This window comes from Nevskia soli DSM 19509, from assembly GCF_000711955.1.
Taxonomy (GTDB): Bacteria; Pseudomonadota; Gammaproteobacteria; order Nevskiales; family Nevskiaceae; genus Nevskia; species Nevskia soli.
Map to the genome: position 1 here is coordinate 39282 of NZ_KL543998.1, position 12088 is coordinate 51369.

Here is a 12088-nt window from a genome sequence, read left to right on the forward strand (position 1 = left end):
CTTCATGATCGTCTGTACCCTGATCGGCTTTGCGCCCAGTTTTTATCTTCGAGGTCTCGTCCACTACCCCAGGCCCAATCCGACGCTGAATCCGCTCATCATCCTGCACGGCACCCTGTTCACCGTGTGGATGCTGATTTTCTGGACGCAGGCGAGGCTGATTGGCGCCGGGCGCCGCGATCTGCATATGAAGCTGGGCATCGGCGGCATGCTGCTGGCAGTCGCCCTGGTTCCGCTGATGTACCTCGCCGCGGTGGGTGGCGTTGCCCGAGGGAGCGCACCGCATTTTACAACCCCGCTGGCCTGGACCGCGGTGCCGTTGGGCTCACTCGCCGCGTTTATCGCGCTGATCTACCTGGGATGGCGTCAACGCCGCAATGGGCAGGCACACAAGCGGCTCATGCTGTGCGCGGCACTCGTTTTGATGGGCCCCGCGATTGGCCGCTTCCCCATCGCACCGCCCGTCCTGACTGGGCACATCATTCAGCAGTCACTCGCCTGGTGCACGGTCATTCCGCTGTTCTTTCACGATAGCCGCACACTCGGCCATATTCACTGGGCCACCAAGCTCGGCGCCGGCTTGCTGGCAAGCGCGGTGATCCTGGGTATCGCCGGCATTGTCCTGCCCGGCTGGCCGGCGATCGCATCGCATCTACCAGGGCTCTGAGGGCGACAGGCCACGATTATTTCCGTCAATCGGAGAATTTCAGGATTTAATTGTGGTCTCTGTCCCCCATTTTTAGCGTTTAGCTGATCGGTTTTTGAGCGGGTTGATTGGTGGTGACCGGGAGGCTTCAGGAGGCCGGACTTTGGCGTTCCATGTAGACCATGGAATTCGCGCTATAAATAGCGGCACACATGGATTTCATGGAATACATGGCTGAACCAGAAAGCTTGGAGTCCGCTACAGAACAATAGCTTCAGAAGCCCGTGGATTGCCGCAGGCTTCCCGTGGCTGCGCATCTGGCAATTTCTAGGGAGAAAATCCAGCTAGATTGACGTCAGTTTTTACAAAATTTTTCATGAAATCAGAGGGCCTATAGCGAGGTCCTGGACATTCGCCTTAGATGTTGGCAAAGTCTTCGCGCCATGAAGACATTTGTCGACCTATTTGCTGGGTGTGGAGGCCTTTCGTTAGGATTTCAGCGTGCCGGATGGCAACTCGAATTTGCCATCGAGGGCCATAAAGATGCATTTTCCACTTACCGCACAAATTTGCTTGAACGGGCCAGCGCGCAGGTTAATTGGCCGAGCTGGCTCCCGAAGCAAGCTCACGATATTGTTAATTTTATTGAGGAACATCGGGAGCGGCTTCGACAGTTAGCCGGCCAAGTTGAAATCATTATAGGGGGGCCGCCATGTCAGGGATTCTCAACAAATGGCAGGCGGCGACAAGACGATCCTCGAAACCAGATGGTAAAGAGCTATCTGGAACTCGTCTCACTGCTCAAGCCTCGCATGGTCCTGATCGAAAATGTGCGGGGCTTTACCTCCATGCCACACGACGAGAACGAGACATTTTCGCAATTCGTTCTCGGCGCACTTGATCGTCTCGGCTACGACACCTGGTCCGAACTCCTTACCGCTTCAGACTGGGGAGTTCCGCAGCGACGACCTCGGTTCTTTCTAGTTGCGGTGAAGAAAGGCCTGCTACGGGGTGTTAATCCCTTCCAGCGGCTAAGGACACTTCGAAAATCCTTCCTTGCAGCGCGAGGCCTACCGTTCGATAGGCCCGTAACGGCAAGCGAAGCTCTTGACGATCTCCGCACCGATGGCAAGTCAACAGTGCCAGATCCGGAATTCGGCTACCTGGGATTTGACACTCTCGATTACCATGAATCAGGCGCCCCTTCTAGCTACGGTCGCTGGGCTCGTGACGGTATACGATCCCAACCAACCGACATGCGGTTGCCGCAACATTCGACACTTGTAACAAAGCGGTTTGAGAAAATCCTAAAGACATGCCCTAAGGGGCACTGCATCTCCCCCGAGAATCGCAGGAAACTTGGCATCAAGAAACGTTCGACGACACCCATGTCGCCCGAACTTCCCTCCCCCACGATCACGACACTTCCCGACGACATAATCCACTATGCGGAACCGCGGATATTGACCGTACGCGAGCATGCTCGCCTTCAGTCCTTTCCAGATTGGTTCAAATTTGAGGGACCATATACTAGCGGCGGGGCGCGCAGGAAGATCGCTTGCCCTCGTTACACCCAAGTGGGCAACGCTGTCCCACCACTCCTCGCACAAGCTCTTGCCGAGATGCTAGCTGGATTGCTCCGCCCTCTTCCCATCGAGCAACGGTCGAAGCGCACAGATATTGTCGAGGTGGATTGCCATGCCTTGGCGTAGCTTCACAAAATCTGCACTGGAAATTGCAGGTTTGCCATGCGACGAAACCTCCCAACCACGTTCGCCGCGCGTTTCGGTTGCGTGCCCCAGCGTATTGCGCGGAGAAAGCACCTCATTGTCATAGCGCGCGAGGATCTTGCGGCAGTTGGCAAATACCGCATCGCCCTTAAGGATGAACAGCGCGAGCTTCTGCAAATGAAAGCTCGTCACGGCCCTGCTTACAAGCCGTTCATTGAATGATTTGCAAGCCGCGTACTTCTCCTGTGCAAGCCCAGCTGCATTAGCGACCAGATCATCCAACTCTTTTGTCATCTTCGCCTGCGAAGATGCTTCGGCGCTGGCAAAGGCAGCGGATAGAAGGGCACGGAATTCGTCATCAGCCTTGCCAACGGTCCCCATTATCAAACCACGCATTGCTTCCAACCTCGAAAGCCGCTTCACTGCTTGATCGATATGGACGCCAAGCTTCTCCGCTAATTCCGTACGTGCAAGGCAATAAACGCCATCAATGTTGTTGTCATGCACCAGCTTTCGCAGATCCACCCTCGGCTTTCCGCTATAAAAGATTATGTCAGTGAATCCAAATCCCCTGCGGACTTCTTTGGCAACCTGATCTCCATTTCTGGCAGGATCACCCAGATCAAAGTCAACAACCACCAAATCGAAATCATCATATTTTTGCTGGCGGATCGATAGCTCAGAGATATTGCCACCGTCAATCTCCATATCAATCCTTGGAATAAAACCAACTTCTACCAAATATTCCTTAATCTCCTCGACCTGCGTCCGCACATCCTGCGGTTGGTTTTCGAACCACAGAATCCTAAATTCAAGCCTCATGTCTTCTTCGCCTCCCTCGGCAGCCGAATTACGAATTGTGCTTTACCCGCAGGCCGCTCAGGATCTAGCCCAATGCTTCCACCCATATCCTCAAGAACTTGCTTCGCATGATAGAGCCCAAGACCAGAGCCGCGTGGCGAACCGCTATAGCCTCGTTCGAAGAGTTTAGCTGTGTCGACGACACTTTGATCTATGCCGCGACCATCGTCAGAGACAACAATTTCGACAGCACCGCCCGTTGATGATTTTCGGCAGTTGAATGTCATTGAACGTGCATCTGCCTTGCCAGAATTACTAAAGAGATTGTCGATGACAATGGCGATATCGATTGGGCGAAAAGTTCTTTCCAGAGACAGGCCGTTATCATTAAACGCAGCCGATCCGATGTCCCCATAGAGCGTAGCGACCTTCTCGGCATACTCTTTGAGGTACTGGAGTATGTCGGCCTGTATCTTGTCCGCATTGAGCTTAAAGTTGGCTTGTGTAGCAAGTCTGGTTACTGCCAAGATCCTGCTGTTTTGAAAGGCAATCTGCTCAAGGTCAGCCATTACCGATTCCAACTGGAGGGTCGCGGCACCAAGTCGGCGCATGCTACGTCGCGTAAGCGCCTGAACCTCAGTGGCGTAGATGATGACTTGATGATGGAGAAGTTGTAGTTCCTCGCTCCCCTGCGCCTGGGAATTGAGAAGCATTTGGGCTTGCTTCTCGACCCGCTGCAACTTAACACCCACTTCTTGGGCTCGTAGTTCTGCAGCCCGGGCGCGGCCTTCTGCGACACGCCGCGCCTGGGTTTCCTCTTCTGCGTGCTGCTTTGCTTCAATTTCGGCCTGCTTTAGCTCTTCGAAGCGCTGACGCGATCGCTCCACGCGAGCAAGCAAAACTGGATCGCCGGTCTCCTGAGCGACGAGCGCAAGCCCTTCCATAGCTTCTTCGAAACCCGTTGAACGCTCATTGACGATGTCAATCAACTCACGGTCATAGTCGATCAATTTAATCTTCTGCGAGCCAACGAGTGCTTGCACCACCCGAATAATCCGCGTCCGCGCACTATCGGAACGCAATCCACTTGCATTGTCACTGTCTTGATCAAGGCTATCAGCCCAATTGACAGTCACCACATATCGCTCAAGTCTCTGGACCACATGACGCATAATCATTTCATAGAGCTGCAGCTTAGCCGGCGTATCTGTCAGCCCCGCGTCGCGGCTTGAAGCTTCACGGAATATTCCCACAGGCGCGGAAACACTTATCTTCCCCAATATGTCGCGCAATCCAAGGTAGCGGGATGTGCCCTGCTGTTTTCGTCGACCGATCCCGAAGGTATCGTCTGTAGGTTCACCAACTGGGTAGATTCGGAAACCGTTGACAAAGAGAAAGAGATTGCCAAATTGGACCGGCTGCAACCCCATCCTGCCCGTAAAGGTGTGCTTTGCGCTCCGATTAAGGAAATAGAGTCGCGTCTCCACTTCACTTGCTGCAAGCTCTAAGTAAGGGCTAGCTTCCTCAATTTCGTAAATAAGCACACCACGATCACGTAACGTCGTGTGGATCGTGCCATCCTTTACTGTCACTACAATTCTGGCCGTCTTTTCGTCGAGAAGGTCAACAATTTTATTGCCAACTCTACCCTCAACGTCGTGCCATTTCTGGCCCGCGACGTGTGTAAAGATTTTCAGATCTGCCGTGGCTTGGAACGGATCCACGAGCTTTGCCAAGTAAGAGCGCAAACGATGGATCTTGTCGTAATCCCACATCTCGCGGAGATCACTAATAACGAGCATGACCCCATTAGCCTTTGGAGGTTTTGCTCGCTTTGGCATCGGGAAATCAGCTTTGTGTGATAGTCCGACGTCGATTGTGGCGAATTCACGCTTCGAATCTTCCTCGAAACTAGTCCAATCGACGTGCAGGTGCTCAACACGCTTCCCACCTATTGGCCGTGAATAAAGATCAAGGCGCTTGCCCAAACGATCACAAGAAAATCGCCCTATACCTTTGTTGCCAGCATAACCTCGACGCAAGGATATTTCGTCGCGATAATCTCGCGGAAGATTGACATCCTCCTCTCCGTTACGCTTGGCTGAATACGCAACAAAAAGCCACTTAGAAGTAATGTCCTCTTGTGACATCCCCTTGCCGTCGTCCCAAATTATCAGGGAATCTCCATCAAACTCGATATCAACGCGCTTTGCATGCGCGTCAAATGCATTTTTTACGAGTTCGAATATAGCGACGAAATCGTTAGTGATGAGGTCACGCCCAATGATGTCCTTCAGGGCTGAACTAATCTTGAACCTTTTTTCCATGGCTATGCTTGGCTACTATTCACAATGTATGGTCGTATCGAACACTAGCCCTACTGTCCGCCGTAAATTTATGGCTCGCTTTAAGGGCAAGGACACAAAGCCGGAGATCATTGTCCGGAAATTGCTCCATAATTCGGGCGTGCGATTTCGGTTACATCGTCGCGACCTTCCAGGAACACCCGACATTGTGCTGCCCAAGCGCCGAATTGCCATCTTCATCAATGGCTGCTTCTGGCACCACCATGAGGGGTGCCATATCGGGAAGATTCCTTCATCGAGATCCGAATTCTGGAAAGAGAAATTTCGAAAAAACAAGGAACGCGACGAAGCTTCACTCAAATATCTTGAGGCACTGGGTTGGCACGCTGTGACTATTTGGGAATGCGAAGCGCGTGGACCTGATATATCAGGATTGCTTCGTGCGTTGGGATTAATTACCGCCTGACGCAGGACCGCCATTTGTCTTAACCCCGACTATTCTTGATACCAATCGGCTCAATAGTTGAAATGCGCAAATTGAATGGGCAGCCCTGATGATTGCGAACAATTAGTCCACGGAATCTAAAGGCCCGGCCATGGACTAGTTGTGCACAGGCTTCGTTGTTGCCCTCGACGGGGAATAAAACCCCTTTTTCGCCTTCGAGCCTGACGTACCAACTGCCTTCCACAGTAAATGACGTACCGAAGAATATAGCTTGGCCTTCCAAAACATCCCCCAAATACCTTATTGATTTTTCAATAAAATTGGCAAGTCACGTTTGTTTTAGCACCCTACTTCCGTACCATGTATACCATGTATGGCACGTCTCAAAACGCTACATATGTGAGGGAGCCTACGGTAGATTGAGGGTTCGCGTTGCTGGAAATGAATGATGGCCCTGACCTCAACTATTCCCAGGAATAAAAAAGGGCCGTCTCGAAACTCTCAAGACAGCCCAGCGGGCTAAAACATCAACACCTTGGAAATCCCTTCCAGATTGGCCGGCGCTACGGCGCACGGCGCTTCACCCCTGGTATTGGGCTGGACATGTGCGCGGAGAGACTTCTCCGCAGCTGGTAAGGCGCAATGCCCCTCGCCCCTCGATCCGTCCGCGAAGCGGGCTATCCGGAATCGGCTTCTTGCGCCCCACGCTCACCGAGCGCTCCTCAATGCTGATGGCTCTCAATATTGGTCTGGGGCGCGACGACGGCGGGCGCCGCCTTCTTGGCTTTCTTGCTCTTGTGCGGCTTGGCGGCGGGGGCAGCGTCGGTGGCGGCCGGTGCGGCAGCGGTAGCACCGGCAGCGGGGGGCGTGGATTGAGCCGAAGCGGAATCCGCCAGGCCCACTGAGAAGAGGACGACGGCGAGCAGGGCGAGGCCCGGGTTCTTGACGGCTTTCATTACCAAACTCCTTTTGAACGATTCCTGCGGTTTAGCCGCCTTCCGTGAGAGGGCCAGCGGACGTCGATGCTGTTGCTTGCAGAACGTGACTTGGTCTCGTCATCTTCTGGCGACGCCAGATAGAACCATTCAGCGTTTTGATTTACTACCTTTGGCGACTAACCAATCATTAATTTCCAGAATGGTGCACTTAATCAATATGTTAGACGCTTATACGGGAGGCTTGATGCCGCCGGCAGCCGGTTCAAAGCCAGGGCTTTCCGTGCCGGATCGAGGGTGGAGCGGGCCTGCCTTGGCTCCATGTATGCCGTGTAGTCCATGGACTCCATGTTTCAAGCACCGGGATGCATGGAATACATCAGGGTCGCCGTCTTGCGGCGCGCGCAGAAGAGGGCGGGTCAGTGATTGGTCAAGCCGCACTTTTGTGTAACGGGCAGCCCCTTCATTCGGCGCAATGCGCTTCGCTTATTGCGCCCTACGGTCGCTGGATTTCAGCCGATCTGTAATTGAAATAGAGTTAGTCGGCGCTTGAGGTTAAAGCAAAACTGGATTCCCGCCTTCGCGGGAATGACGGGGTGTGAGGGGGCGGCAAGAGGGTGAGAGTTGGCGGCAGGCCTTTTTAGCTTCCCGCCGCCCATAAAAAAGGGCGGGTCAGCGCTTGGCTGACCCGCCCTCCTTCTGTAACGAAACGCTTAGAGCTGCAGCAGCAAACGCGCCGGATCTTCCAGCAGTTCCTTGATGGTCTTGAGGAACAGCACGGCTTCGCGGCCGTCGATGAGGCGGTGATCGTAGGTGAGGGCCAGGTACATCATGGGGCGGACGACGATCTGGCCGCCGACGACGACGGGGCGGTCGAAGATGCCGTGCATGCCGAGGATGGCGGCCTGCGGGGGGTTGAGGATCGGCGTGGAGAGCATGGAGCCGAAGACGCCGCCGTTGGTGATGGAGAAGGTGCCGCCGGTGAGGTCCTCCATCGTCAGCTTGTTGTTGCGGGCCTTGACGCCCAGCTCGGCGATGCCTTTTTCCACGTCGGCCAGGCTGAGGCCGTCCGCGTCACGCAGGGTGGGCACGACCAGGCCGCGCTCGGTGGAGACGGCCACGCCGATGTCGTAGTAGGCGTGGTAGACGACATCCGAGCCGTCGATGGAGGCGTTGACGGCGGGGTATTTCTTGAGGGCTTCGATGCTGGCGCGGACGAAGAAGCTCATGAAGCCGAGCTTGATGCCGTGGGCCTTTTCGAAGGGCTCCTTGTACTTGGCGCGCAGTTCGGAGACGGCTTTCAGGTCCACCTCGTTGAAGGTGGTGAGCATGGCGGCGGTGGCCTGGGCTTCGACCAGGCGCTCGGCGATGCGGGCGCGGATGCGGGTCATGGGCACGCGCTGCTCGGTGCGGGCGCCGATGACGGGCTTGGCGGCGGGCGCGGCGGCGGCCTTGGGGGCTTCAGCCTTGGGAGCGGGAGCCGGGGCGGACTTCTGCTTGTCGGCGTAGGCCTGGACGTCTTCCTTGGTGAGACGGCCGCCCTTGCCGCTGCCGGTGATGTCGCCGGCGGAGAGGCCCAGCTCGGTGAGGAGCTTGCGGACGGCGGGGCTCTGGGCGTCGTCTTCGGCGGTCTTGGCCGGAGCGGCGGTCGCGGTGGCGGTGGCCGGGGCGGCGGCTTCGGCCTTGGCGGCCGGAGCGGGGGCGGCGGCAGCGGCGCCGGAGCCTTCTTCGAGGACGCCGATGACGTCGCCGGCCTTGACGGTGGTGCCGGCCTGGATGCGGATTTCCTTGAGCACGCCGTCAGCGGTGGCGGGCACTTCCAGCATGACCTTGTCCGTCTCCAGGTCCACCAGGTTCTGCTCGCGGCTGACCTTGTCGCCGGCCTTGATGTGCCAGGTGGCGACGGTCGCTTCGCTGACCGATTCGGGCAGGTTGGGGACCTTGATTTCGATGCTCATTTGGGCTCCGGGGGTTTTGTTTTTTGGGGTTGTCTGAGGTGGCTTTGCGCCTGGATTACGCCGGTTTTGCCGGCGCACCCCTCTCCCTGGCCCTCTCCCGCAAGGGGAGAGGGGATGCTGCTTTGTAGGGGGAGAGAGGCATTGGAGTTCGGTGTGCTTTGTTGGTGTTGCAGCCTGTTAGGGCTTGCCCCTCACCCCAGCACTATCCCCACGTTCGTGGGGAGAGGGCGAACTGCGTCCGGGGGAGAGGCTGAGCGTCATTCTGTGAACTGTGGCTCGGGACTCGGGCCGCGCACTCACCTGCCCTGGATTCCCGCTTTCGCGGGAATGACGAGGGGGTATTGGGGAGGGCACGGCAGAAGTCATGAGTCTCAGGCGCCGCCCTTGAGGGGGAGGCCGGCGTTGAGGGCTTCGTTGACGAGTTCTTCCTGTTCCTTCACGTGCACCTTGAGGTAACCCACGGCGGTGGTGGAGTTGCCTTTGCGGGTGGCGTAGTAGAGCTGGTGGTCTTCGGCCAGGTAGGTGCGCAGGCGGTGCTTGATCTGGTACCAGGCGCCCTGGTTTTCCGGCTCTTCCTGGCACCACACCACGTCCTTCGCGTTCGGGTAAACGGCGATGGCGGCTTCGTACTCGGCGCGGGGGAAGGGATAGAGTTGCTCGATGCGGACGATGGCCACATCGTCCTTCTTCTGCTTGGCGCGGCCTTCGATGAGGTCGTAATACACCTTGCCGGAGCAGAAGACGATGCGCTTGACCTTCTGCGCATCCAGCGGCTCGGTCTCGCCGATGATGTACTGGAAGGTACCCTTGCTCAGCTCGTCCAGGGTGGAGACGGAGAGCTTGTGGCGCAGGAGGGACTTGGGCGTCATCACGATGAGGGGCAGGCGCAGGCTGCGCTTCATCTGGCGGCGGATCATGTGGTAGAACTGGGCCGGGGTGGACGGCACGCAGACCTGCATGTTGTTGCCGGCGCACAGCTGGAGATAGCGCTCCAGGCGGGCGGAGGAATGCTCCGGCCCCTGCCCTTCATAGCCGTGCGGCAGGAACAGGGTGAGCCCGCACAGGCGGCCCCACTTGGACTGGCCGGCGGCGATGAACTGGTCCATCACCACCTGGGCGCCGTTGGCGAAGTCGCCGAACTGGGCTTCCCAGATGACGAGGGAGTCCGGATCGGTGCTGCTGTAGCCGTATTCGAAGCCGAGCACGCCCTCTTCCGACAACAGCGTGTCGTTGACGACGAAGCGGTTCTTGTCGGCATCCAGGTGACGCAGCGGCGTGTAGCGGGCGCCGTTGTTCACGTCGTGCAGGGTGGCGTGGCGGTGGAAAAAGGTGCCGCGGCGCGAGTCCTGGCCGCAGAGGCGCACGGCGAAGCCTTCGTTGACCAGGGTGGCGTAGGCCATGGTTTCGGCAAAGCCCCAGTCCATGGGGATTTCGCCGGCGGCCATCTTGATGCGGTCTTCGTGGATCTTGTCGACGCGCGGGTGCAGGACGAAGCCGTCCGGCAGCTTGTTGAGGCGGGCGGCCAGGCTCTTGACGGTGTCCGCGCTCACCGCGGTTTCCGCGGGGGTATCCCAGGTGCCCTTCTGGTAGTTGGCCCAGTTGACGGTGTACTGGTTGCCGACCATGCCGAGCGTGGTGCGGGCGGTGTTCTCGCCCTTGTCCAGGCTGTCGCGGTAGGCCTTGGCCAGGCGCTCGCCTTCGTCCTTGGGCACCGCGCCTTCCTGCGCGAGCTGCTGCGCATAGAGGGTGAAGGTGGTGGGCTGCTTCTTGATGGCGGCGTACATCACCGGCTGGGTGGCCGAAGGCTCGTCGGCCTCGTTGTGACCATGGCGGCGGTAGCAGCACAGGTCGATGATGACGTCCTTGTGGAACTGGTTGCGGAAGTCCGTGGCCAGGCGGGTGACGAAGACCACGGCCTCGGGGTCGTCGCCGTTCACATGGAACACCGGCGCTTCGAGCATCTTGGCGATGTCGGTGCAGTAGCGCGAGGTGCGGGCTTCGTGGCCTTCGCGGGCTTCGATCGGGTTCGGGGTGGTGAAGCCGATCTGGTTGTTGACGATGATGTGGATGGTGCCGCCGGTGCTGTAGCCCTTGGAGTGCGAGAGCTGCAGCGTTTCCATCACCACGCCCTGGCCGGCGAATGCGGCGTCGCCGTGGATCAGCACGGGCAGCACGCGGTCGCCGCGCTCGTCCTTGCGGCGGGTCTGGCGGGCCTTGACGGAGCCTTCCACCACCGGGTTGACGATTTCCAGGTGCGAGGGGTTGAAGGCGAGCACGAGGTGCAGGCGCTTGCCGGCCACTTCCACGTCGGTGGAGAAGCCCAGGTGGTACTTCACGTCGCCGGCGCGGCTGAGGCTTTCGGCGGAGTACTTGCCCTCGAACTCGGCGAAGAGGTCCTTGGGGGACTTGCCGAGCACGTTGATCAGCACGTTGAGGCGGCCACGGTGGGCCATGCCGATGACCATTTCCTCGACGCCGCGGGTGGCGGAAATGCGCATCACCTCGTCCAGCATGGGGATGAGGGAGTCGCCGCCTTCGAGCGAGAAGCGCTTCTGGCCGACGTACTTGTTGTGCAGGTAGCGCTCGATGCCTTCGGCGGCGGCGAGCTGGGTCAGCACTTCCTTCTTCTGCTCGACGGTGAGGCGCGGCTTGAAGGCCTCGCCTTCCAGGCGCTTCTGGATCCAGCGCTTCTGCGCCGTCTCCGTGATGTACATGTACTCGGAGCCGATGGTGTCGGTGTAGACCGACTTGACCAGCTTGATGATGTCGCGCAGCGACATGCGGTCGGCGGAGGCGAGCGAGCCGGTGTTGAACACCGTGTCCATGTCCTCGGGGCCGAGGCCGTGGAAGGCCGGGTCCAGATCCGGCACCGACGGGATCGGCGAGAGGTTGAGCGGATCGAGCCGCGCCGCCTGGTGGCCGCGCACGCGGTAGTAGTTGATCAGGCGCAGCACGGCCGCCTGCTTCTCCAGCGCGCGGACGTCCGCGGCCGGGGTGGCGACGGCGGCGGCGCGTACGCCGTCACGCGCCAGCTTTTCGAACCTGGCGCGCACCGGGCCGTGCGGTACATCCGGCGTGCCGGTTGGTCCCTGCACCCCCCGGAAATAGGCCCGCCATTCCGGGTCGACCGAGTTCGAGTCGTTGAGATATTGCTCGTAGAGGTCTTCTACGTAGGCCGCATTACCGCCCTGGATCGAGGATGACTCGATCAGGCTCTGATACTTCGCTCCGCTCATTGCACGCTCCGTCGCCGCTGTCAGGGAGGCC

Annotated in this window: 8 protein-coding genes; 3 read left to right on the forward strand and 5 right to left on the reverse strand. The window is 58.2% G+C overall.

Translation table 11 applies throughout. The features are described 5' to 3' along the window. Nucleotides 1-4 precede the first annotated feature (4 nt). Together BP26_RS0122735 and BP26_RS31205 are read left to right on the forward strand one after the other, a co-directional pair. Nucleotides 5-667 (forward strand): hypothetical protein, encoded by a 663-nt coding sequence (locus BP26_RS0122735; RefSeq protein ID WP_157572719.1) that lies wholly within the window; start codon nucleotides 5-7, stop codon nucleotides 665-667. Nucleotides 668-1089: 422 nt separating this feature from the next. Beyond that, entirely contained in the window at nucleotides 1090-2358 is a 1269-nt protein-coding gene (locus BP26_RS31205) for a DNA cytosine methyltransferase (RefSeq protein ID WP_084183350.1), read from the forward strand. Here BP26_RS31205 and BP26_RS29860 read toward each other — a convergent pair. Then, the gene (locus BP26_RS29860; protein ID WP_029922846.1) at nucleotides 2272-3198 is read right to left on the reverse strand and encodes a hypothetical protein; all 927 of its coding nucleotides are present in this window, start codon (nucleotides 3196-3198) and stop codon (nucleotides 2272-2274) included. The genes BP26_RS31205 and BP26_RS29860 overlap by 87 nt on opposite strands. Further along, a complete protein-coding gene (locus BP26_RS0122745; protein ID WP_029922847.1) occupies nucleotides 3195-5504 on the reverse strand; it encodes an ATP-binding protein in 2310 nt (769 codons plus the stop codon). Before BP26_RS0122745 ends, BP26_RS29860 begins: the two co-directional genes overlap by 4 nt. Here BP26_RS0122745 and BP26_RS29005 point away from each other — a divergent pair. Next, entirely contained in the window at nucleotides 5488-5949 is a 462-nt protein-coding gene (locus BP26_RS29005) for a very short patch repair endonuclease (protein WP_211255024.1), read from the forward strand. The two genes, BP26_RS0122745 and BP26_RS29005, sit on opposite strands and share 17 nt — an antisense overlap. A 701-nt stretch (nucleotides 5950-6650) precedes the next feature. Here the strand turns inward: BP26_RS29005 and BP26_RS0122750 are convergent. The 3 genes from BP26_RS0122750 to BP26_RS0122760 form a co-directional block, all read right to left on the reverse strand. Next, on the reverse strand, nucleotides 6651-6884 hold the full coding sequence (locus BP26_RS0122750) for a hypothetical protein (protein WP_029922848.1): 234 nt from the start codon (nucleotides 6882-6884) through the stop codon (nucleotides 6651-6653). Between the two features lie 692 nt (nucleotides 6885-7576). Continuing rightward, a complete protein-coding gene (gene odhB / locus BP26_RS0122755) occupies nucleotides 7577-8821 on the reverse strand; it encodes a 2-oxoglutarate dehydrogenase complex dihydrolipoyllysine-residue succinyltransferase (RefSeq protein WP_029922849.1) in 1245 nt (414 codons plus the stop codon). 371 nt (nucleotides 8822-9192) lie between these two features. Next, nucleotides 9193-12057, reverse strand: a complete 2865-nt coding sequence (locus BP26_RS0122760) for a 2-oxoglutarate dehydrogenase E1 component (RefSeq protein WP_029922850.1) — start codon at nucleotides 12055-12057, stop codon at nucleotides 9193-9195. Nucleotides 12058-12088 lie beyond the last annotated feature (31 nt).

Excerpts from the sequence above, each read along its gene's own strand:
- BP26_RS0122735 (WP_157572719.1), top strand. The coding sequence starts at position 5 with ATGATCGTCTGTACCCTGATCGGCTTTGCGCCCAGTTTTTATCTTCGA.
- BP26_RS31205 (WP_084183350.1), top strand. The coding sequence starts at position 1,090 with ATGAAGACATTTGTCGACCTATTTGCTGGGTGTGGAGGCCTTTCGTTA.
- BP26_RS29860 (WP_029922846.1), bottom strand. The coding sequence starts at position 3,198 with ATGAGGCTTGAATTTAGGATTCTGTGGTTCGAAAACCAACCGCAGGAT.
- BP26_RS0122745 (WP_029922847.1), bottom strand. The coding sequence starts at position 5,504 with ATGGAAAAAAGGTTCAAGATTAGTTCAGCCCTGAAGGACATCATTGGG.
- BP26_RS0122750 (WP_029922848.1), bottom strand. The coding sequence starts at position 6,884 with ATGAAAGCCGTCAAGAACCCGGGCCTCGCCCTGCTCGCCGTCGTCCTC.
- odhB (WP_029922849.1), bottom strand. The coding sequence starts at position 8,821 with ATGAGCATCGAAATCAAGGTCCCCAACCTGCCCGAATCGGTCAGCGAA.
- BP26_RS0122760 (WP_029922850.1), bottom strand. The coding sequence starts at position 12,057 with ATGAGCGGAGCGAAGTATCAGAGCCTGATCGAGTCATCCTCGATCCAG.